Here is a 21,722-nt window from a genome sequence, read left to right on the forward strand (position 1 = left end):
GAGCCCGGCCTCTTGGCCGCTTGTGCCGAGGGGCTTGTGAACTGCGCATCCGGCAGATGCCACAATGCTTCGAGTGACGAAACTGACTTCTGGGTTACGAGCGTGGTCAGACCGTGTCCTGCTCACCCCGGTGCTCGTGGGCCTGGCGCAGCCTTTCCGGCTGCTGTGGGCAGGGTTCGTCGCCATCACCGCGCAGATCTGGCGATTCCTGCTGCGACCGATCTGGCGGTGGGCTATCCGGCCGGCGCTCTGGCTGCCGCTGCGCTGGACCGGGCTGCAAGCCTGGCGATTCCTGCTGCGACCGATCTGGCGGTGGGCCATCCGGCCGGCGCTCTGGCTGCCGCTGCGCTGGACCGGGCTGCAAATCTGGCGGCTCCTGCTGCGACCGATCTGGCGGTGGGCCATCCGGCCTCTCGGGCAGCTGCTGCGCTGGGCAGGGAGATTGCTGCTCGCCTCCCCCCGTGCCCTTGTGCGGATGCTGCCGAACACAGGCTGGCTCGCCGGCCCGCTCGTGCTCGCGCTCACCGCAGCGGTGCTGATCGCGCCTGGGGAAGCCAACAAAAGGACGCATGACCGGCTGGCTCCGCTCAAGGCAGGAGCCAGCGCGCAGAACCTCGGCGTGCTGCGCCCGGAAGTGACGGTGAACCTCGCCCCCTTCGCGGGTTGGGGCCTTGAGCCGTTCGAAGAGGATCGCCGCCAACTGGTCCTCAAACAAGGAGAAGCCGAGCTTCGCGTCCTGCGTGAAGACGGTGTGCAAAACGCCGAGGAACACTACCGCTGGTACGCGAAAGCCAAACTCGGCGTCAGCGACCCCGGCTTCCTCTATCCCCAACACGTCACCGTCCAAGACTCCCGGGGCAGACCACTTCGAGCGCTCAAGATCGACCAGACCTACCATGTCCAGAACCGGAGCAACCACGACCTGGACCGGTTCCACCAGTTCGTGCTCTTCAACTACGGCACAACCGTGTTGCTTTTGGTGCTCTCCACCAGCGGCAGAGAGCCCAAGCCGCTGTGGGAACAGCTGTACGATCTGGAAAACAGCGTGAGGATCACCCCGTGAACAACCGTGCTTTCCTGCGCCCGCGCAATGTTCTGTTCTGGGTGTACGCGACTGTCGCCGCCGCCGCGTTGTTCTGGCGCGGCCCGCACGAGCTCGCCGGATCCGGCGCTGCCTTGGCCATCGCCTGGGCGCTGCTCACCTGCACGGGGGCCGCGGTGATCGCTGTCTTCGGCTGGACGCTGGACCCGCACGGCGTCCTGCCGAGGTCTTTGCCCGCAGCAGGATTCGGCTGGGGCGCGGCCTGCGGCGTCCTTGTCGCCCGCACCGACCTGCAAACACACCAGCTCCTGGTGAAAACACTTGGTTTGGCCAAAGGCGGTATGGCAGCCCATTGGCTCGCCGAGCCTTTGGCGCACGACGCGCTGGCCGTTCTGGGCACATTCCTCCTCCTGTCTTTGGCGAAGGATCGCGCACTGCGTCCGACGGACGGTATGAAAATCGGCATGAGCTGCGGATTCGGCCTTTGGTCCGGCACCCTGCTGGTGGCTCTGTCGCATGGCGTCCTGGACGATCCAGCCGGCGGCGTCGCCGGGGCGCTCGCCAAAGGGCTCCCCCACTGGTTCGTCCTCGTCGCGGCTGCGTGGGCCGCTCCCGCCGCAGCGGGCTACGGGTTGGGCTCGGCACAGGTCGCCTTTGCGCACGGCAGGCTTCGCCGTTTCGCCGTCCGCGCTGGCGCTGTGCTCGGTTCTGCGGTTCTCGCATGCTTGCAGGGCGGGGCGAGCGCAACAGCGCTCAGCTCGGAACAGGGCGGCTGGTCATGGGTTTGGGCCGCGTCGGCGGGGTTTGGTTTTGCCTTCGCGGTGTTGCTCCCGGCCCGCGAACGTGCGTGGTGGACCGCGATCGGCGTGGGCGCTTTCGGCGTGTTCGCCCTCGTGCTCGCCCGTGGGCCTTGGCCAATCGCTGTGCTGGCGCTTTTCAGCCCGCTCGCTGTGCTCGCTGTCTGGCGCCGAGCGACGCGCCCCGAGGGGGCATGGCTTTCAGCGGCGCTCGCGGATGAGACAACAGACGAGGTGCGCACAGGATGTGTCGACGCTGGTGAAATCGTCGACCCGCGAGCGCGCCGGGCTGCCGCGAACTGCGCGCTCGATTCCTTCGGGCCTCGGGCCAAGCCGCTTGTCCGACGCCTGCGGGACGGGCAGATCCGACTCGCGAACAGCAAAGACCTCCTGGCCGCAGAGCGAAAAACCGCAGGGGCCGAACCGGACACGGCGTGGCGAACGTGGCTGGAGCACCTGGAGGACGAAGTCCGCACGCGCCGCGCCGCCATCGGCGCGACCATCGCCGAGATGCGTCTGGAAAAAGGGGTCTACCAGTAGCAAGCCCTACTGGCGCGCTGTTTCCTGGGTCATTTTCTCCCGGTTGGACTCAAGTTTCTTGATCTCGCTCTTGTCGAGTTCGCCGATGACTTCGGGGGACACGACGGGCAGCGCGTGGCCGACCAGGTCGAAACCATGGTCGTTGTTGATGAGGTAATCCGGCGTCTTGTGCTCCTTGCCGTCACCACCGCCAGCGCCATGCGCGCCGCCCATGCCGCCCATGCCCCCGCCCATGCCGCCGGCCATGCCTTGCTGGCCTTTGAGCCCTTCCAGCCCCGGGGTGTTCACATTCACCACCGGCTTGGACGATGCGTCGGCTTTCGCTGGGGCGGCGGAGAGCTTCCTGTCCTTGTCCCCCATGCCGCCGATGCCCCCGCCGCCCATGCCCCCGCCGATGCCGCCTCTGGCGTTCGCCGGGTCCATCGGCGCGAGCTCGGACGACATCGGGTCGGTCGAACCAAGGTCTGCCGGGCTCATACCCGCCCCAGCCGGACTCCCCGAGCCCGAAGGGGAACCCCCGGACCCTTCGCCGCCCCCGGAGCCAGAGCCAGAGCCACCGCCGGAGCCTTGGCCGCCGCCCTCGCCTTCCCCTTTGCCATCGCCCTTGCCTTCGTCAGAGCTGCTTTCGCCTTTGGCTTTCTTCTCATCGTCAGCGTCTCCCATGGCCTCGTCCGGTTTGGCGAAGACGAGCGGCGCGACTTTCTCGAACGCAGGGAGATTGCGCAGGGGGTGCTCGCCCACCGGCCCGTAGAACGCCTGCAGCGCGTCCGCGAGGGCCTTGCCGATGTCCTGGTAGTCCTGCGCTTTCAAGCCCTTCTTGTTGGCCTCTTCCTGCGCCCAGTCGGCCACGCTCTTGACCTGGTGCGCGTGTGCCGCCAACGCTTTGATCTTGTCGCACACGGTCCGCACACGGTCGATGTTGTTGTTCATGCCCGCGCACAGACGGTCGGACGCGTCCCTGGCCGCGTCTGCGGACTCTCCCGTCCATTCTGATCCGAACACGCTGTTCAACGTCGTTTTAAATCCCTGATAGGCCTCGGGGATGTCGTGAGAAAGCTGATTCCAGCTGTTCGCCAAAGCTTCGATCGCGCTCGGGTCGACCCCTTGCGCGAAGGAGAGCAGCTGCCGGTAGCCGTTGTCGGCCATGGAGCTGTAGTCGATGTCGCCCATTACCGATTGCCTCCTTGATCCTCAGATGGGGCGGCGGGAGGGGTGGTGTTCCCCTGAGGAGCCTCGGTTTGCGCCTGGAAATCCTGTCCCAACAGGAAGCCCCCGCCGGCTGGCGCCGAGGGCGCGTTCGCGGCGGAAGTCACGTTTGCCTGGTGCAGGCCCGAAGTCTCCATGTTGGCCTGTAACTGCTGCCCCACCACAGAAGCGTCGTCGTGGGAGCCGCCGCCGGGGCTGGAGGACGCCTCTGCGGCCCGCTCCCCGAAGGGGTGCGGCCGGTCTGCTGTGAAGACTTGTCCGCCAGCACGCCCGTCCTGGCTCGACGAGGCTCCCCCGTCGTCGAGGCGCTGCCCCATAATCCCTTGGGCGAAGTGCCCTTGCGGGTGTTGCCCGGCCCCAGCGGGCGCAGTTTCGGGCGACGGTCCCGCCGGGCCCGAAGGAGCCGCAGAGGCGCCGAACCCCGGCGGCTCGGTGTGCGATGTGGGAGGCTGCGGCGCTGCTGGCGCAGGGGCGGGCTCGGCCGCAACGCCCGGATGGGCGGAGGGCGCAGCCAAGTGGGAAGCGCCGACGGCGTGCTGCGGCGCCGGCCCCGCGCCGCTGCCCGCACCCGCGCCGCTGCCCGCACCTGCGCCGCTGTCGCGCCCAGGACCGCTGTCGTGCAGCCCCTCTGCGATATCTCCAGCACTGCCCGCGTCGTCTCGGTCCGCCTCGTCCGCAGCCCCGTTCCCGTGGTCCGAGTGGCTGCCGCCGTGCGAGCTGTCGTGGTCCGCGCCCCCGTGGCCCGCGTCGCCGTGCTCGCCCCCAGCTGCCTGCATACCGGCTTGCACAGCCTGCTGCGCCCCGCCCATGCCCGCCTGCATGGCCTGCTGGGCGCCTTGCATGCCCGCCTGCATGGCCTGCTGCGCGCCTTGCATACCTGACTGCATGGCCTGTTGCGCCCCGCCCATGCCGCCGCCTGATCCGCCGCCGGAGCCTTGCGAGGCGGAGGATTGGGCCGTCTTCTTGTCAGCGCTTCTGGCCGTGTCCTCAGCGTGCTTGGCAGCGTCCTCGTCGACTGCTTTGTCGATGTGCTTGCCCGAATCCTCGTCCTGGTCGAAAAGCTTCTGCGCGCCGCCGCGGAGGAGCTTCTTGTAGCTCTCAATCGTCTTCTTCTGCTCTTCGGCGCTCTTTTTCAGCCCGTCCGCGTTGCTCCCCGAGGTCGTGTACTCGTGCAGGTCTTGCGCCATCTTGCTGCCGTCCGGGCTCGAACCCCACCCGCTGGACTGACTGGCCCCCGCCAAAGCGTCCACATCGCTGTCGATCTTGCTCAAGTGATTGCTCAACTCGTCGCACGCTGCGATGACCCGTCTGACCGCTTCTTCGTTGACATCGGTTCTCTCCGCCATGGAAGCGCTCCTTTCTCCGTGTGGCATGGCCGCTCCCGCAAGAGCTTTCCGATGAGCGCCTCGCCGTGCCCCGTTTGTTTCTCGCAACCAGGACATGCGCTCGCCTGTTTAGACGCTTCCCAACACGATTTGGTTCCCTCGCGTTGGTTTCCTCGCGCCGCGCTGCGCGAGTCCCGTATTCAGGGTTTTCAGAGGCGCCACTCAAGTCACGTCCGGGGAAGTGTACCGCACACGCGCTGCCCGCCAGTATCGGAACCGAGGCCGCAGCAGCCCGCAGCAGCGTTAGGAAGCGGTTTTCTGGGAGACGACGTGGGTCACCCCGTCCCCTTGCATGCTCATGCCGTACAGCGCGTCGGCGATCTCCATCGTCGGACGTTGGTGGGTGATGATGATGAGCTGGGCAGAACGCGCGAGATCTTCGAGGATCACGAGCAGACGGCGCAAATTCACCTCGTCGAGCGCGGCCTCCACTTCGTCCAGGATGTAAAAGGGCGAAGGCCGGGCGCGGAAAATCGAGACCAGCACGGCGAGCGCGGTGAGCGATTGCTCCCCGCCGGAGAGCAAGGACAACCGCTGCACCTTTTTCCCCGCAGGCCGGGCTTTGACCTCGATCCCGGTGGCCAGCAGATCGTGCGGCTCGGTCAGCTCCAACGAACCCTCGCCGCCGGGGAAGAGCGTCCGGAAGACTTCGCCGAACTCGCGCGACACGTCCTCATACGCCTCGCGGATCACCTGCACCACGAGGTCGTCCACCTCCTTGACCACATCGAGAAGGTCTTTCCTCGCCTTCGTGAGGTCGTCCAGCTGCGCGGTGAGGAACGCGTGCCGCTCTTCGAGCGCCGCGAACTCCTCGAGCGCGAGCGGGTTCACCTGGCCGATTGCCGCGATCTCGCGTTCGGCCAGCCGCACATCGTGCGCGAGCTGGTCCTGGTCGAAGCCGGCGGGGTCTTCTTCGGCGAATTCCGCCACGAGGTCGGCGGGTGTCATGCCGAACCGCTCGATCACTTCGGTCTCAGCCGCCTTGGACCGCTCCTCGGCGGTGGTCGCGGCGAGCTCGGCGGCATGCGCCGCCCGCTCCGCCGCCGCCAGCCGGTCCCTGGCCGCCGCGACCTGCGATTGCCCTTCACGCATGCTTTCGATCTGTTCGGCGACCCTGCGCCGCAGACGCTCGTGGCGGGCCTGCGCCGCTTCGCAGACCGTTTGCGCGCGGTCGCCGAGCCGAACCGCCACAGCATGCGCGGCGGCGGCTCGCAGCCGGGCCCGCTCCTGGCGCAACGCCTCCTCCTGCGCGGCCTTGAGCCGTTGCTCCCGAGCTTCGAGCTCCGCGTTTCTGGCCTTCGCCGCCACGGCGCGCTCGCGCAGAGCGGCATGCTCCGACTCAGCCGCCCCGCGGCGAGCCTGGAGCTCCTCCAAGGCCGCGCTCGTCTGCTGGCCCAGCACGGACTCCTGCTCCACACGGGCGGCGAGCTCCTCCGCGTCGCGCTGCGCCTGCTGATAGGCCGCCTCGGCCTGTTCGATGGCCTCGTGGAGGTCCTGCGCCTGCTGGGCCAATGCCTCAGCTCGGGCCGCTGTCCTGCGCGACTCCATCTCGAGGGTCTCCACCTGCGTGGCCGACCGGGCAAGGGACTCGCCCGCGACCGCGCGGTCAGCGGCTGCCCCCGTCAGCTCGGCGCGCGCCTGGACGCTGGCCTGACGCGCTGCGGCCAGCTCCGCACGGAGATGCTCGGCCGCCTGCTGGGCTTCGCCGAGTTGGCGCTCCGCGTCGGCGAGCTCGTCGCGCGCCCGGACGATCTGCGCCCGCACATCGAGCACGCCCGTGCTGCGGCCCACTCCGGCGAGCGTCCAGCCGAGGCCGATCAGATCGCCGGACTTGGTCACCACCTTGGCGCGCGGGTGCTGGGCGAGCACAGCCCGCGCCTCTTGGGGGGCGTCCACCACGACCACGCCCGCAAGGAGGGCGAACAGGGCGGGAGCGAGTTCGTCGTCGGCTTCGACCAAGGCGAGCAGCATGCGCGCGCCCTTCGGGAGCGAGCCGTCGAACTCGGCTCGTCCTGGGGATGCGGCCGAGCGCTCCCCCGCCTTCGTGTGCGCCTGCCCTGGTGGGAACACCAGCGCGGCTTGGCCTTCGCCAGCCTCGCCGAGCGCCGCGGCGGCCGCGAGCGCGGCCTCCGACGAGTCCATGACGACTGCTTCCGCGAACGCCCCGAGCGCCGCCGAAAGCGCCCGCTCGTATCCGGCGGTCGGGGCGAGGCGTTCGGCCAGGACGCCCGTCGGCTTGGCCGACGCGTGCGCGAAGAGCCACGCGGCCCCGTCCGCCGGGGCCACGGTCGACTCCAGCGCCTCGATCCGCGCGGCGAGCGCCGCCGTCGTGCCTTTGAGCCCGGCAGCCGCGGCGGTCGCCGCCTCCGCCCGCTCGACAAGCAGGGACTCGGTCCGGCTGGCCTCATCCGCGCGCAACTGGGCTCCTTGCCAGGCGAGATCGCGTTCTTCTTGCTCCGCCCGCAACCCGGAGGCGTCTGCCCGCGCGCGCTCGGCGCGCCCATGCGCTTCCGCGCTGGCGTGCCTGGCGTGATCGGCCTCCGCGAGCAGCGCCTGCGATTTCCCCGCCAAACTCGCCGCCTGCCCCGAAGCCTTGGCCGCTTGCGCCCGCAACTGCTGCAGCTTCTGCTCCTGCTCCCGCTGCCGCTGCGCCACCTGGCTCGCTTCGGCTTTCGCGGCGCGCTCCGCCCCCCGCGCGGCCTCCAGCTCCGCCGCCGAAACCGCCAATTGGCCCTCCAACTGCGCGTGTGCGGCGATCAGCTCGGCCCGCTGGTCGGTCAGATCTTCTTCGAATTGCGGGGCGGCGGCGTGTTTGGCGAGCTGCCGGGCGCGTTCATGCGCCACCCGAGCGGTCGCGCGCACCCGTTCGACGACGAGGCCTAATTGCTCCGCTTGTTCGCGCGCCTTCCCGGCAGCGGCCCGGACAACACGAAGCGCCTCCTCGTCAGCGCTGGTCAAGGACAGCTTCGCGTCAAGCTCCCGCTGTGCGGCTTCTTTGCGCGCCGCTGTTTCCCGCGCCGCAACCCCGGTGGCGGCTGCGGCCTGGTTCGTGCGCGCGATCTTGGCGACCGCGAGACGACGGCGCGCGTCGCGGAGCTTCGCTCCTGCCGCGTGGGCCTTTTTGGCCGCCTCCGCCTGCCTGCCGAGGGGCTTGAGCTGTCTGCGCAGCTCGCCGACCAAGTCGCCGACCCTGGTCATATCCGCGCTGGTGGTCTCCAGTTTGCGCAAAGCGCGATCTTTGCGTTTGCGGTGCTTGTGCACCCCGGCGGCCTCTTCGATGAGCTCGCGCCACTGGTGCGGCCGGGCTCCGAGCATCGTCGCAAGGCGGTTTTGGCCGACGATCACATGCATTTGCGAACCGATGCCCGAGTCGGACAAGAGCTCCTGGACATCCATCAGCCTGCACGAATCGCCATTGATGAGATATTCCCCGCCGCCGTCGCGGTACATTCGCCGGGTGATCGCCACTTCGGTGTAATCGATCGGGAGAGCGCCGTCAGTGTTGTCGATGACGAGGGTGACTTCGGCCCGGCCGAGCGCGGGGCGCTTGCTGGTGCCCGCGAAGATGACGTCGTCCATCTTCGCCCCGCGCAGAGACTTCGCGCCTTGCTCCCCCATCACCCAGGACAACGCGTCCGCGATATTGGACTTGCCCGACCCGTTCTGGCCCACGACGGCAGTGACCCCCGGCTCGAAAACAAGCGTGGTGGGAGCGGCAAAGGATTTGAAGCCTTTCAGGGTGAGGCTCCGCAGGTGCATAGGTGTTCAGGCTACCGCGCGCCGTGATGAGATCCAAGGCGGCCAGGCGCGGAGCACGCTGCTCGAACAGGAAATCGACCTGTGTTCGGGCTTCCCGGTCTCAGCGCGCAAGGGGCTGGCGGCAGCCGTCGCCGTTCGCATGCTCAGCGCCGTCCGGCGAACCTGTCCCCGATCCATGCGATGGCCTCGGCGGAGTCGTCGAACTCGTGATGCAATCCGCCGTCTTGGACGACCAAGCGCATTGGAGCCGACCGTCGCGCCTCCTCTTCGGAGGCAGCTCGGCGGACGGAGCTGATCGGCACAACCTCGTCCTGCGCCGAAGCAGCGACGAAAAACGGGACTGGCGCGGGCTCCGCCCCAGACGGGGCCGTCTCGGGCAGAGGCAGCCGCCAATCGGCCAGCCATGCTGTGAGTTGTCGCGCCTGCTGCGGGGACAGCGCCGTGTCGTTCGGCCGCAGCCGGCGGGCGATCGCGACGACTTCGTCGCCGCTCTGGGCGAAGCACCGAAAGAGCACGTCCTGGTTCGCCTTGTCCGCCAGCGGGCCGCGCACGTATTGGTCGAGCGCGAGCTCCGGACGCACCACCTGGAGCCCGCGCAGCAAACGCAGATACGAGATCTGCTCGCCCTGGCTCAGAACGCCTGCGGCTGCTCCGTCCACGAGCCAGGTGAAATCAGTCGGCGGCTTCTCCGCTGCCACGCCGACCAAACGCAGCCCCGCACCGCCAGCGCTGGCGGCCAGGTCGCCCGCCGCCCAGGCCGCCTCCCCGCCCTGCGACTCGCCGTAGGCGGCCCATGCGCCCGAGGCGGCAATGCCGAGCTTGTCCAGGAGCGCTTTGGCGGCGTGGGCCGCGTCGATCATGTTGTGGCCGAGAGTCTTCGGCTCACGGAACGGATGGCCGCCGCTTCCCTGGTGCTCTGCGCCCGCGCCAAGGCCTTGATAGTCGGGGACGGCGACGACGTAGCCGGAGTCGAGCAGCGCGCCGACACGAGGCGCGTCGTCCGGGCCGAGGTCCTTCGTGGCCGTCGGCCCGCAAGCTGGGTCGAAACCGACCGCGCCGTGCCCGTAGGAGACAAGCGGGTAGCCCCCGGGCGGCGGGGCGGCGTGCGGGATGAGCACCCTCGCGCTCACTTCGACAGTTTCGTCGCGCGCCGCGGATGTGGAGCCGAACCTGATGAACCGGGCGTCCGCCTTGGCTCCGAGCGCCGCGCTGGCCCCGGCGAGCTGGAACGGAGCGTCCTGGACCAGCGCGCCCGGCGTGAGCGCGGACCGGGCGTGCTCATTCGAGCAGCCGGAAAGCAGCGCTCCCGCCAGGATCAGTGCCGCCGCGGGCGCCGCGCGCAGAGTTTTTTCAGAGCGCTTTGAGCTCATCGATCAGCTCGCCGACCACTTTCTTCGCGTCGCCGAAGAGCATGGTGGTGTTGGGAGCGTAGAACAAGGGGTTGTCGATCCCGGCGAAACCCGAGCTCATACCGCGCTTGACCACGATGACCGACTTGGCCTCGTCCACATTGAGCACGGGCATGCCGTGGATCGGCGAGCTCGGGTCGTTGCGCGCCGCCGGGTTGGTGACGTCGTTGGCCCCGAGGACGATCGCGACGTCGGTCCGTTTGAACTCGTCGTTGATCTCGTCCATCTCTTTGAGGGCCTCGTACGGCACATCCGCCTCGGCGAGAAGCACGTTCATATGCCCTGGCATACGGCCCGCCACCGGGTGGATGGCGTATTTGACCTCGACGCCTTTGCTCTCCAGGATCTTCGCCATGTCCTTCACGGCGTGCTGCGCCTGCGCGACAGCCAGACCGTAGCCGGGGACGACGATGACCTGGTTCGCGTACGAAAGCAAAATCGCCGCGTCCGAGGGGTTGGTGGCCTTGGCCTGCTTGTCGCTGTTGTCGCCGCCCGCTGCCCCGGCAACGCCGCCACCGCCGCCGAAACCGCCCGCCACGATGGAGGGGATCGAACGGTTCATAGCCTTGGCCATGAGGTTGGTGAGGATAGTGCCCGAGGCTCCGACGATCATGCCCGCGACCACCAACGCGATGTTGTCCAACGCAAGGCCCGCAGCTGCGGCGGAGAGGCCGGTGAGCGCGTTGAGCAGCGAAATCACCACAGGCATGTCCGCGCCGCCGATGGGAAGCACGACGAACACGCCGAGCGCGCCCGCAGCCACGAGCAGCACGATGATCCACCACCAGTCCGCTCCGCCCGAGCTCGTCTTGAGGCCGATGACCACAGCGGCGGCGATGGCGACCAAGAACAGCGCCAGGTTGAGCGGTTGCTGGAGCTTGCCGATGGTGATGGGACGGCCTGAGAGGATCTCTTGCAGCTTCGCGTAGGCGATGATCGAGCCCCAGAAGGAGACCGAGCCAATGATCGCGCCGAAAAGCGAGCCGCCGATCTGCGCGGCGCCGGACCCGGAGTCCGAGAAACCTTCGCTCGTGATGAACTCCGACCACGCGATGAGCGCGACGGTGCCGCCGCCCATGCCGTTGAAGAAAGCCACCAGCTGCGGCATCGCCGTCATCTTGGTTTTCAGCGCGGACGGCACGCCGCCCGCGACCCCCACGACAGCCCCTGCCGCGATCACGACCCAGGCGAGCTTGGTCGCGGTCGGGTAGATCTTGACCAGCGTGGCCACCACAGCGAGGACCATGCCGACCGCCGCGATGTAGTTGCCGCGCACAGCGGTCTTCGGTCCTGTCAGACCCATGAGGCCGTAGATGAACAGGGCGAAGGCGACAATATACAAAGCGTCGACCACCAGGTCGAGCGTCGTCACGTTCGTCACGGGTCAGGCCTCCTTCGAAGGGGTCTTGGACTTGCCTTTGAACATGCCCAGCATTCGGTCGGTGACCACGAAGCCGCCGACCACGTTGAGCGTGCCGAAGACCAAGGCGAGGAAAGCGATCACCCACACCCCGACAGGCGTGTCGTCCTTCAGGTCGCCCAGGACGACCAGCGCGCCGAGCACCACAATGCCGTGGATGGCGTTGGTGCCGGACATGAGCGGGGTGTGCAGGGTGTTGGGCACCTTCGAAATGACGGAGAAGCCAACAAAGCCAGCGAGGACCAGCACCGCAATGCTGTCCAGCAAATGTTGCGTGTTCAACGTTGCCGCCTTATGCAGAAATGGACGCAGCAGCGGGCGCGCCCGCCACAATGGACTTGGCCAAAACTTCGTCGGAGAAGTCGGGGTCGAGGCGCAGCGCCCCGTCCTCGGACTTCTTGACGAGCAGTTCGAGCAGTGCCGAGATGTTGCGGGAGTACAGCTCGCTCGCGTGCTCGGGCATGGTGGCCGGGAGGTTCAGCGGCGACGCGATCGTCACCTCGTGCTTGACCACGGTCTGGCCTGGCTCCGTGAGCTCGCAGTTGCCGCCGGTCTCCCCAGCCAGGTCCACGACCACGCTGCCGGGGCGCATCCCTTCGACAGCCGCCGCGGTGACCAGGCGCGGAGCCGGACGGCCCGGCACCAGCGCGGTCGTGATCACCACGTCAAAGCCCTTGATCGCGTCCTCCAGCGCTTGTTGCTGTTGCGCCTTCTCCGCATCGGTGAGCTCGCGGGCGTAGCCGCCCTCGCCCGCCGCCTCGATGCCGAGGTCCAGCCACTGCGCGCCGACGGAGCGGACTTGGTCGGCCACCTCCGGGCGCACGTCGTAGCCGGTGGTTCGGGCTCCGAGGCGCTTCGCGGTGGCCAGGGCCTGCAAACCAGCGACGCCGACCCCGAGCACCAGGACCGTTGCGGGCTTCACGGTGCCCGCGGCGGTGGTGAGCATCGGGTAGAACCGGGTGAGCAGGGACGCGCCGAGCAGCACAGCTTTATAGCCTGAGACGTTGGCCTGGGACGAAAGCCCGTCCATGACCTGCGCGCGCGAGATACGGGGAATCGCCTCGATCGCGTAGGCGCGCACGCCCTGAGCGTCGAGCTTGGCGATGTTCTCTGTCGCGGTGCGCGGCGCCAGGAAACCGATAAAAGTCGATCCGCTTCTCAGTTTCGCGATCTCCTCGGGGGTCGGCGGGGCCACCTTCACGACGACGTCGGCGGACCAAGGGTCGCCGATCTCGGCGCCGGCTTCGGTGTAGAGCGCGTCCGGGATGAGCGATCCGAGTCCAGCCCCAGGCTCGACGACGACGTTGAGGCCCTTGGCAGTCCAAATGCTCGCGATCTTCGGCACGAGTGCCACTCTGCGCTCGTCGTGCCCGGTCTCTCGGACGACGCCGAGCGTCAGGCGGGACGCTCCGTCAGATAGAGCTTGCGCCATGCGGAAACTCACCTTCCTCTTGATTTCGCGCCACCAAACGGGCGATGGCGTTAGAGTATGTCAGACGGGTTATCGCGGGTTTCACACCGGGGCGTGCTAGCCTTGACGCGCCCAATCGGGTGATGACCCGCCCGATCATGGTGTTATCGATCAAGAGTGAAGGATTATGACGACAGAGAATTTCTACGGCCGATCAGGAGGCGGGCATGCCTGATATCCAATTCGGCGGAGAAGGGTTCCAAGTCGACATAGAGCCGAACCCCTGGCAATCGGAGCTCGCTCCCGAGCACGCGGCTCTGGTCGGCAAGCCCCTCCCGGAGCTGCGGTTGCCGAGCACGGAGACCACCGACGTCCTTTTGCCGCTGCACCAGCTCGGCCGCTCGCGCATCATGATTATCACCTTGCCGCAAGTCGCGACGGAGAAACACCCGCTTCCGGAGCACTTGGCGGACAACCCCTTGGCCCAGGGCGGCACGCTGGTGCATCAGGGCCTGCACGACAATTACGAGAACTTGGCGAGCATCGGTTTCTACTACACCTTTGTGGTGACGACCCAGAGCGTCGAAGAGCTGCGGGAGATCATCCGACCGGAGCCGCGACAACAGTTCCCCGGGCTCTCGGACCCCGATCTGAAACTCGCGGACCTGCTGAACCTGCCGACGTTCACCGTGGAGGGCAAGCGGTACTACGAGCCCTTCGCCATGATCCTCTGGGACAGCTTGGTCGAGAGGGTGGTGTATCCGATCACGGATTGCGCCGGCTACGCGAGGTGGGCTTTCAACTGGGCCCGGCTTCGCCGCCCCGACCTCGACTTCCTGAACTACAACCTGGACCGGGGCGCCTACACCCGACGGAACCGCTGAGCGCCCCATGCCCGCGAACACGTCGGCCGAGAACTGCGTGTTCTGCGCGATTGTGGCCGGAGTCAGCCCGGCGTACCGGGTCTACGAGGACGACGACATCGTGGCGTTCCTCGACATCCGCCCGGTGAGCCGGGGCCACACGTTAGTGATCCCGAAGCCGCACAGCCTCTACCTGGAGGATCTGGACCCAGGCAACGGGGCGAAGGTCTTCCAAGCAGCTCAGCGTATCGCCCGAGGCATCCGGCGCAGCGATCTCGGGGCCGCTGGCGTGCATCTGGTCGTCAACGACGGCAGAGCCGCCATGCAGACCGTCTTCCACACGCACCTGCATGTGATCCCCCGTCGCAAAGGCGACAAGCTCAGTCTGTCCTTCCTCTTCGGCGCGCTCTGGCGAAAACTCGCCGACCCCGAACGAACTGCCGAAGCGATCCGCGAAGGCCTGCGCAGACTGGGCTGAGCTGTGCCGAACGCTCGAACAGAGCCATCTCGTCCGGGTGTTTGAGGTGGGCCGCTTTCTGCGCGGTCAACTCGCGCTGAGGCTGGAGGTCAGACCTCGCCCAAGTCCTTGTACGGGTTCGCGTCCCCGGCGGGACGGGCTTGCGCGGCGACCTTGCGGGCCGCCTCGTCCGCCTCGCGGGACTTGCGGACCAGTTCCTCCATCTGCGCGACCGAGTCGGGCACCTTGTCCAACGTGAACTTCAAGCTCGGGGTGAATTTCACCCCGAGCTGGGCGCCGACAAGGCCTCGGAGCCTGCCGGCGAACTCGACGAACGCCTCGGCGGCGCCTGCCACATCCGGCTCGTCGGCGATGCTCGCGCCCCGAACCGTGTAGAACAGGGTGACTTCTCGCAAATCGGCAGTCATCTTCGCGTCGGTGAAAGTGACCAGTTCCAACCTGGGGTCCGGAATCTCATGCTCGACCGCGTTCGCGATCAAGGTCCGGACCCGTTTCGCGAGCCGTCGGGCTCGCGCTGGGTCAGCCATGAGTTCCCTGCTCAGGCACGCGGCTTCTCCTGAAGTTCGTACGCTTCGATGACATCGCCCACCTTGAAGTCGCCGTACGTGAGGGTCAGACCGCATTCGTAGCCCTCGCGGACTTCGGTCGCGTCGTCTTTCTCCCGTCGCAGCGAGGAGATCGTGAGCTCTTCGACGATGACGGAGGAGTCCCGCACCAGGCGCGCTTTCGCATTGCGGCGCACCACGCCCGAGGTGACCATGCAACCCGCGATGAGGCCGGCCTTCGACGATTTGAACAGCGCCCGGACTTCGGCGGAACCGAGCGAGACCTCTTCGTAGATCGGCTTGAGCATGCCGGTGAGCGCCTTGGTGATCTCGTCGATGGCCTGGTAGATGACGGTGTAGTACCGGACCTCCACGCCTTCTCGGCTCGCGAGCTCGGTGGCCTTGCCCTCGGCGCGCACGTTGAACCCGATGATGATCGCGTTCGACGCGGCGGCAAGGTTGACGTTGGTCTCGGTGACCCCGCCGACGCCTCGGTCGATGACCCGAAGCTCGACCTCTTCGCCGACGTCGATCCCGATGAGCGCTTCTTCAAGCGCCTCCACGGTGCCGGAGTTGTCGCCCTTGAGGATGAGGTTGAGCTGGCTGGTCTCTTTGAGCATCGAGTCGAGGTCTTCGAGGCTGATCCGACGACGGCCCTTCGCCGCGAGCTCGTTGCGCCGCATGGCTGCGCGGCGGTCGGCGATCTGCCGGGCGATGCGGTCCTCGTCGACCACGAGGAGGCTGTCGCCCGCCCTGGGCACCGAGGTGAAGCCGATGACCTGCACGGGACGGGACGGCAGCGCCTCGGGCACGTCGTCCCCATGCTCGTCCACCATCTTGCGCACGCGGCCATAGGCGTCACCGGCGACGACGGAGTCGCCGACCCGCAGCGTGCCGCGTTGGATGAGCACGGTCGCCACCGGGCCGCGGCCGCGGTCGAGGTGCGCTTCGATGGACACGCCCTGCGCCTCACGGTCCGGGTTTGCCCGCAGGTCCAGTGCCGCGTCCGCGGTCAGAAGGATCGCCTCGAGCAGCCGGTCGATGTTCGTGCCGTTGCGAGCGGAGATGTCGACGAACATGGTGTCGCCGCCGTACTCCTCAGCGACCAAGCCGAACTCGGTGAGCTGGCCCCGGACCTTCGCCGGGTCGGCTCCCTCTTTGTCGATCTTGTTGACCGCCACCACGATGGGCACATCCGCCGACTTCGCGTGGTTGATCGCCTCGACGGTCTGCGGCATGACGCCGTCGTCGGCGGCGACGACCAGGACCGCGATGTCCGTGACTTTCGCGCCGCGGGCACGCATAGCGGTGAAGGCCTCGTGACCGGGGGTGTCGATGAAGGTGACGATCCGCTCTTCGCCGTCCAACGACGTCGTCACCTGGTACGCGCCGATGTGCTGGGTGATGCCGCCATGCTCGCCGCCGCGGACGTTCGCCTGGCGGATCGTGTCCAAAAGACGGGTCTTGCCGTGGTCGACGTGGCCCATGACCGTGACGACCGGAGGCCGGACCACCAGGTCTTCCTCTTCGTCGTCGTCATCGCCGTAGGTGAGGTCGAAGGAGTCGAGCAGCTCGCGGTCCTCGTCCTCCGGGCTGACGACGTGGACCTTGAAGTTCAGCTCCTCACCGAGCAGCTGCAGGGTCTCGTCGCCGACCGACTGTGTGGCCGTGACCATTTCGCCGAGGTTGAACAAAGCTTGGACCAACGAAGCCGGGTTCGCGTCGATCTTCTCCGCGAAGTCGGAGAGCGAAGCGCCCCTGGCGAGACGGATGACTTCGCCGTTGCCTCTTGGCAGCCGCACGCCATCGACAACGGGAGCCTGCATGCTGTCGTATTCCTGGCGCTTTTGCCGTTTCGATTTGCGGCCACGCTTGACCGGGCCGCCCGCTCGGCCGAACGCGCCCGCGGTTCCGCCGCCGCGGCCGCGGCCGCCAGGACCGCCCGGACGACCGGGACCGCCGGGGCCTGAGGGACCGCCCGGACCGCCCGGACCGCCACGGCCCGGAGCTCCCGTCTGAGCCCCACCGGGGCCACGCCCGCCGGGACCGCCCGGACGTGGTCCTGGACCTGGGCGAGGACCTCGGGGAGGCATCGAGCCGGGGCTCGGGCCACGCCCTGCGGGACGGGGTCCACCAGAAGAAGCAGCGGGCCTCGGCATCCCTGGAACAGGCGGACGCGAGCCGGAAGGCCCAGGTCGGGGCCCCATTGGACGAGGCACGCCGGGCACGGACGACGGAGAGGGGGCTCCGGGACGAGGGCCTGGCGTGGCCCCCCTGCCCGGCTGCGGCGCAGGAGCGGCCGCAGGAGGCGGAGTGGAAGAGAACGGGTTGTTGCCGATCCGGGGCGGACGCGGCGTGGGGGCCTGAGGACGCGGCGCAACAGCGGCGTCCTGAGGTTGCTGCCCGGCTGCCGCCGCTGGCGCGGCGGGGGTCGCGGGCTGCTGCGGACGTGGGCCGGGGCGAGGCGCGGCCTCTGATTTCACGGCCGTTTCTTTGGGCTGCGGGTTCGGCTGTTCGCCCGCGGCCGGAGCCGCCTGCTTCGCCGCGGGGGCCTTGCGCCCGTCCGCGCCAGCAGAGGCGGCGAAATGATCCCTCAGCCGCCGCGCGACCGGCGGCTCGATCGTCGACGAAGCCGACTTGACGAACTCCCCCTGGTCTTTGAGCCTCGCAAGAAGATCCTTGCTGCTGACTCCTAGTTCTTTGGCCAACTCGTGCACTCGAGTCTTGCCTGCCACTGGCGCTCTCCTCATCTGTCGAGGCCAAGCGTCCGGCGTGCTCACGACGAGCAGGCGGCCGACCTCGAACTATGTCCGATCAGTATTCATCGTTGATGCTTCACAACGTGCTCATTTGTGTTGGGTGCCTTTCGTATTCGGCCCAATCATTTCGTTTGCTCCTCAATCGCGGCGACCTCGTCCAGCACAGCCGAACAATCGACAGTTCCGGGGTGGCGCAATGCTCTTGCGAAGGCCTTTTTCCGCCCAGCCGCCAACACGCACGCCGACTTCGGGCAAACCCAGGCTCCTCGTCCGCCCAAGCGCCTGCTGAAATCCAACACGAGGACCTCAGAGGCTTCTTGCCGCACGATGGCAGTCCTCAGCAAAGCCGAGGCAGGCATCCGCTGCCGACACCCCACGCATGTGCGTATGGGCACATGCGGCGCTGACGGACCAGGACGGTCGAAGAACCGAGAATTCATCATACTCCTCTTCGGTCCGATTGAAAAGTTGGTTCGGCCGCTCGGGAGTGTCACGAAACGCTGCGGTCCGCTGCGGCCTTTCTCGCGACTTCCGGGTCCTGCTCGCTGCGGATGTCGATCCGCCATCCAGTGAGCCGCGCGGCCAGCCGGGCGTTCTGGCCCTCCTTGCCGATCGCGAGGGAGAGCTGGGAGTCCGGAACGACCACTCGAACCGCCTTCACGACCGGGTCGAGCACACGCGTGAGGAGCGCCCTCGCGGGCGAGAGCGCATTGCCGACAAAAGTCGCGGGGTCCTCGTCGAAGTCGATGAGGTCGATTTTCTCGCCGGCTAGCTCGCTCATCACGTTGCGCACGCGTTGGCCGTTCTGCCCGATGCACGCGCCCTTGGCGTTCAAGCCGGGCACGGTGGACTTCACCGCGATCTTCGAGCGGTGCCCGGCCTCCCTGGCCACAGCCACGATCTGCACAGCCCCATCGCCGATCTCCGGCACTTCGAGGGCGAAAAGTTTGCGGACCAGGTTCGGGTGGGTCCGCGAAAGCGTGATCTGCGGCCCGCGCCTGCCCGGTTTGACGCTGACGACATAGCACTTGACCCTGTCTCCGTGCACGAGCGACTCCCCCGGCACCTGCTCCGCCACGGGGAGGACGCCCTCGTAGCTTTTCAGCTCGGAACCCATCCGCACGATCTGCAGGCCACGCTCATTCGCCCTGGCGTCGCGCTGCACCACGCCCGCGACGATGTCGCCCTCCTTGACGGGGAGGTCGGCAAAGCCCTGATCGCCCTCCGCGTCGCGCAGCCGCTGGAGGATGACCTGCCGCGCTGTCATGGTGGCGATGCGGCCGAAGTCGTCCGGGGTGTCGTCGTATTCGCCGAGAAGGTTGCCGTCCTCGTCACGCTCTGCCACAAGGACTCGGACCGCTCCGTGCTTGCGGTCGATGTCGACGCGGGCGTCGGACTGGTGCCCGTCGGTGTGTTTGTATGCGGTGAGCAAAGCCGACGCTATCGCATCGATGATCTTTTCGCTCGAAAGGCCTTTCTCAGCCTCAATCGCACGCAGGGTCTGAACATCAATATGCATCGGACGTCCCGCTCCTCGTTTTGACTTGTTCACCCGGCCCGCTTGCGCGCCAAGCCTTCCTCATTGAGGGTAGTGTAGCGCGTTTCCCGATCAAACGCAGCCCATGGCAGGATGGTGAACCGTGCATGCCGACCGATCTTCGCCGGTGAACCGGCGGACAACGCTGCTCGCCGCAGCGTGGGGAATTCTCGTCTGCGCAGCTGGCTGCGCCCAAGGCGAACGCAGGCCCGCCGATCTGAAGACCGAGCAGTTGCTCACCGCGCTGCGAGAGCAATCGGGCCGCGCTTGGATTGAGACCAGGCAGGCGGAGCTGCTCGCACAACAGGACCCCGACCGGGCCGCCGCGCTGCGGGAAGTCGCGGATATCCGCCGGGCCCACGCCGAAGCGTTCGACGCGCGCACGGTGGCATTGGCCCCGAAGACGAGCGCGTCGCCAGCCGCCTCTGCGGACCCGTCGAAGCATCTCCCCGAACCGGTGTCATTGGCCCGATGCAAAGCCTCCCTCGTCGAGTCGCAACGCCTCGCGGGCGAACTCGCCAAAGGCTCCTCGGGCGAGCAGGCGGGCTTGGCCGCGTCGGTCGCCGCGGCGATCCGAACACTCCTGAGTGTCACGCTCGTGGAGGCGGCCCAATGACCGGGCTGCCTCGCGCGGACGCCGCCGCGCTGGCTGACGCGTTGGCGGCGGAGCACGCAGCCGTGTACGCGTACGGCGTGGTGCAAGCCTGGGTGCGCCACCAGGCAACCGCCCAGCTCGCCGCAGACATCATCACCGAACACCGAGCGCATCGGGACGCGGCAGAGTCACGGCTCGCGCGCGCGGGCGCGGCCGTCCCGACCGCCGCCCCCGCCTACACCCTGCCGATCACGGTGACTGACGGGCCTGCAGCCGCGCGGCTCGCAGCGCAGATCGAGCATGAGACCGCGCAGGCGTGGCGCGCGCTCGTCGAGCGCGCCACGCTGCCAGAGGTCCGAGAAGAAGGCGTGCGGCACCTGGGAGACTGCGCAGTGCGCCTCGCGCAATGGCGGGAGAACTTGGATCTGCGCCCCGTCGCCAGCCCGTTCCCCGGGGAAGGCTAGGAGCCCGCCGATCCCGCCCCGACTGCGCCGAGACCGCACAGGCTCACGCCGAACAGCAAGGGGACCACGCACGCGATGACGCAACTGAGCGCGTAGAACGCCAGCGAGACGTACAAGGTCCACTGACCGATCTTCTTGGTGTTCTCCGAAGCGCGCTGTGCCGCCGCGACATCGCCGCGCCGCCAACACTCATCGACCTTGTTCGACTCCAGAAGGGCGAAAATGCCGGTCGGGAGGAACAGCAGGAACGCGGCGACGACCCAACCGATGTGCTTGTCCGGTATGCGCACGATCTGGCCAGGAACCGGATACTGCCCGTACTGCGGATACTGTCCGTAAGCAGGCTGGTGCCCGTAACCAGGCTGCTGCCCGTACTGCGGGTATTGGCCATGTCCAGGCTGCTGGCACGGGTCAGACGGATCGGTCACGACTGCCCGCCGCTGCTCATCCTAAAGAGCACCTGCGGAACCCCCGACAGCCCCCGTGGCCAAGAGGACGCAGCAGCAAATCAGCGTCAGCGAGTTCAATCCGATGCACACCCACAGGGAGATTTTGCCCCACTTCTTCGCTTCTTCGGAAGCTCGCTGCGCACCGGCGAAATCGCCTTGCTGCCACAAGGGCACAACTTTCCCAGAGGCGCTGAAAGCGGCGAAGCACAACGGCCAGAACAGGAAAATCGCGGCGATGGCCCAGCCTTTGTTGTCCGGCGGTGGACCACCGGCCCCGAAGGGGGCGCCCCCCGAAAGCGGGCCGTACGGATTGCCGGGCGGCGGGCCGTACGGGGAAGCGCTCGGCGGCGGAGCGTACGGGGAGCCACCAGCGGGCGGCGGGGCGTACGGGGAGCCGTAGGGCGAACCCGGCTGCTGGTTCGGGTCAGAGCCCGGGAATGGCTGATTCGGTGGGTACGTCACCGCGTGTTCCGCCTTTCATAGCGTCCGCGCCGAAGCGCGTCCTCTGTTTTGTGGCGCCCGCGGCCCCGAAACGAACAATGATCTGCGAAGAGACTAACCTATGGCGCACACCGTGTCGCTTGGGGCCTTCTCCCTCACTTCTCACACATGCAACCGCTCACACATGCAACATTGTGAACGGGACGAATGGAAGGTTTCGGATGACGAACCACAAAGGGATCACAGCGCAGAAAGCCAGCCCGGCCCAAAGTTTGTCATGCCAAGTCGGCAGTTTCACCCCGCGCCACCGCTGCATGAGCCAGGTGAACCAGGCGTACGCGAGCGCCAAGACGATCACCAAAGCGACCGCGTTGTAATGCAGGGCCTGCGGCACGTCGCCGTGCATGAAGTACCACATCATCCGAGAGCCGCCGCAACCTGGGCAATCGATTCCGAAAAGCTGCCGAAGCGGGCATGGCGGTATCGGCCCGCCAGGCGTCTCCGGGTGCGCGAACCACATGCCGACGCAGGCGGCCAGACCGAGCGCTCCGACTGCGACCGGCGCGGCCATGCCACGCGTGAAAAGGGCCGAGCAGGCGCGACCTGCCTCCTCCAACACTGG

General features: G+C 67.6%; 20 protein-coding genes. 6 read left to right on the forward strand and 14 right to left on the reverse strand.

Annotated features, from left to right (window positions below):
* Window positions 1-64: 64 nt before the first annotated feature.
* Complete coding sequence (locus SROT_RS09190) at window positions 65-1,063, forward strand: hypothetical protein (protein WP_013138749.1); 999 nt, start codon at window positions 65-67, stop codon at window positions 1,061-1,063.
* Window positions 1,060-2,379, forward strand: coding sequence for a hypothetical protein (locus tag SROT_RS09195; protein WP_013138750.1), 1,320 nt, complete (start codon window positions 1,060-1,062; stop codon window positions 2,377-2,379). The genes SROT_RS09190 and SROT_RS09195 overlap by 4 nt, the downstream gene beginning before the upstream one ends.
* A gap of 6 nt (window positions 2,380-2,385) precedes the next feature.
* On the opposite strand, the gene SROT_RS09200 is transcribed toward SROT_RS09195, so the two are convergent.
* The 7 genes from SROT_RS09200 to SROT_RS09230 all read right to left on the reverse strand — a co-directional run bounded on the left by SROT_RS09200 (window position 2,386) and on the right by SROT_RS09230 (window position 12,990).
* Window positions 2,386-3,549: a WXG100 family type VII secretion target gene (locus tag SROT_RS09200; protein WP_013138751.1), complete on the reverse strand. Its 1,164-nt coding sequence runs from the start codon at window positions 3,547-3,549 to the stop codon at window positions 2,386-2,388.
* Window positions 3,549-4,931, reverse strand: a complete 1,383-nt coding sequence (locus SROT_RS09205; protein WP_013138752.1) for a hypothetical protein — start codon at window positions 4,929-4,931, stop codon at window positions 3,549-3,551. Before SROT_RS09205 ends, SROT_RS09200 begins: the two co-directional genes overlap by 1 nt.
* A gap of 282 nt (window positions 4,932-5,213) precedes the next feature.
* The gene (gene smc / locus SROT_RS09210) at window positions 5,214-8,729 is read right to left on the reverse strand and encodes a chromosome segregation protein SMC (protein WP_013138753.1); all 3,516 of its coding nucleotides are present in this window, start codon (window positions 8,727-8,729) and stop codon (window positions 5,214-5,216) included.
* Between the two features lie 143 nt (window positions 8,730-8,872).
* On the reverse strand, window positions 8,873-10,099 hold the full coding sequence (locus tag SROT_RS09215; RefSeq protein WP_013138754.1) for a lipase family protein: 1,227 nt from the start codon (window positions 10,097-10,099) through the stop codon (window positions 8,873-8,875).
* Entirely contained in the window at window positions 10,080-11,441 is a 1,362-nt protein-coding gene (locus tag SROT_RS09220; RefSeq protein WP_049773422.1) for an NAD(P)(+) transhydrogenase (Re/Si-specific) subunit beta, read from the reverse strand. The genes SROT_RS09215 and SROT_RS09220 overlap by 20 nt, the downstream gene beginning before the upstream one ends.
* A gap of 81 nt (window positions 11,442-11,522) precedes the next feature.
* Window positions 11,523-11,840: an NAD(P) transhydrogenase subunit alpha part 2 gene (locus SROT_RS09225; RefSeq protein WP_013138756.1), complete on the reverse strand. Its 318-nt coding sequence runs from the start codon at window positions 11,838-11,840 to the stop codon at window positions 11,523-11,525.
* A 10-nt stretch (window positions 11,841-11,850) separates the two neighbouring features.
* Entirely contained in the window at window positions 11,851-12,990 is a 1,140-nt protein-coding gene (locus SROT_RS09230) for an NAD(P) transhydrogenase subunit alpha (RefSeq protein ID WP_013138757.1), read from the reverse strand.
* 206 nt (window positions 12,991-13,196) lie between these two features.
* On the opposite strand from SROT_RS09230, the gene SROT_RS09235 reads away from it, so the two are divergent.
* Together SROT_RS09235 and SROT_RS09240 are read left to right on the forward strand one after the other, a co-directional pair.
* Entirely contained in the window at window positions 13,197-13,853 is a 657-nt protein-coding gene (locus tag SROT_RS09235; protein WP_013138758.1) for a hypothetical protein, read from the forward strand.
* Between the two features lie 7 nt (window positions 13,854-13,860).
* On the forward strand, window positions 13,861-14,310 hold the full coding sequence (locus SROT_RS09240; RefSeq protein WP_013138759.1) for an HIT family protein: 450 nt from the start codon (window positions 13,861-13,863) through the stop codon (window positions 14,308-14,310).
* Between the two features lie 89 nt (window positions 14,311-14,399).
* On the opposite strand, the gene SROT_RS09245 is transcribed toward SROT_RS09240, so the two are convergent.
* From SROT_RS09245 to nusA, 4 genes are all read right to left on the reverse strand, one after another.
* Window positions 14,400-14,837 carry a ribosome-binding factor A gene (locus SROT_RS09245; RefSeq protein WP_013138760.1) on the reverse strand — a complete coding sequence of 146 codons (438 nt, stop codon included), beginning with the start codon at window positions 14,835-14,837 and terminating at the stop codon, window positions 14,400-14,402.
* 11 nt (window positions 14,838-14,848) lie between these two features.
* Entirely contained in the window at window positions 14,849-17,590 is a 2,742-nt protein-coding gene (infB, locus tag SROT_RS09250; RefSeq protein WP_013138761.1) for a translation initiation factor IF-2, read from the reverse strand.
* Between the two features lie 146 nt (window positions 17,591-17,736).
* On the reverse strand, window positions 17,737-18,180 hold the full coding sequence (locus SROT_RS09255; RefSeq protein WP_342626112.1) for a YlxR family protein: 444 nt from the start codon (window positions 18,178-18,180) through the stop codon (window positions 17,737-17,739).
* Window positions 18,105-19,133 (reverse strand): transcription termination factor NusA, encoded by a 1,029-nt coding sequence (gene nusA, locus SROT_RS09260; protein ID WP_013138763.1) that lies wholly within the window; start codon window positions 19,131-19,133, stop codon window positions 18,105-18,107. Before nusA ends, SROT_RS09255 begins: the two co-directional genes overlap by 76 nt.
* A gap of 121 nt (window positions 19,134-19,254) precedes the next feature.
* Between nusA and SROT_RS09265 the strand changes: the two genes are divergently transcribed.
* Both SROT_RS09265 and SROT_RS09270 read left to right on the forward strand, forming a co-directional pair.
* Window positions 19,255-19,767 carry a hypothetical protein gene (locus SROT_RS09265; RefSeq protein ID WP_013138764.1) on the forward strand — a complete coding sequence of 171 codons (513 nt, stop codon included), beginning with the start codon at window positions 19,255-19,257 and terminating at the stop codon, window positions 19,765-19,767.
* Window positions 19,764-20,210, forward strand: a complete 447-nt coding sequence (locus tag SROT_RS09270; protein WP_013138765.1) for a DUF4439 domain-containing protein — start codon at window positions 19,764-19,766, stop codon at window positions 20,208-20,210. The genes SROT_RS09265 and SROT_RS09270 overlap by 4 nt, the downstream gene beginning before the upstream one ends.
* On the opposite strand, the gene SROT_RS09275 is transcribed toward SROT_RS09270, so the two are convergent.
* The 3 genes from SROT_RS09275 to SROT_RS09285 form a co-directional block, all read right to left on the reverse strand.
* Window positions 20,207-20,638 (reverse strand): CD225/dispanin family protein, encoded by a 432-nt coding sequence (locus SROT_RS09275; protein WP_013138766.1) that lies wholly within the window; start codon window positions 20,636-20,638, stop codon window positions 20,207-20,209. The two genes, SROT_RS09270 and SROT_RS09275, sit on opposite strands and share 4 nt — an antisense overlap.
* Window positions 20,639-20,659: 21 nt before the next feature.
* Window positions 20,660-21,121 (reverse strand): CD225/dispanin family protein, encoded by a 462-nt coding sequence (locus tag SROT_RS09280; RefSeq protein ID WP_013138767.1) that lies wholly within the window; start codon window positions 21,119-21,121, stop codon window positions 20,660-20,662.
* Between the two features lie 157 nt (window positions 21,122-21,278).
* Window positions 21,279-21,671, reverse strand: a complete 393-nt coding sequence (locus SROT_RS09285) for a DUF2752 domain-containing protein (protein WP_148223406.1) — start codon at window positions 21,669-21,671, stop codon at window positions 21,279-21,281.
* Window positions 21,672-21,722 lie beyond the last annotated feature (51 nt).

This window comes from Segniliparus rotundus DSM 44985 (genome assembly GCF_000092825.1).
Classification (GTDB): Bacteria; Actinomycetota; Actinomycetes; order Mycobacteriales; family Mycobacteriaceae; genus Segniliparus; species Segniliparus rotundus.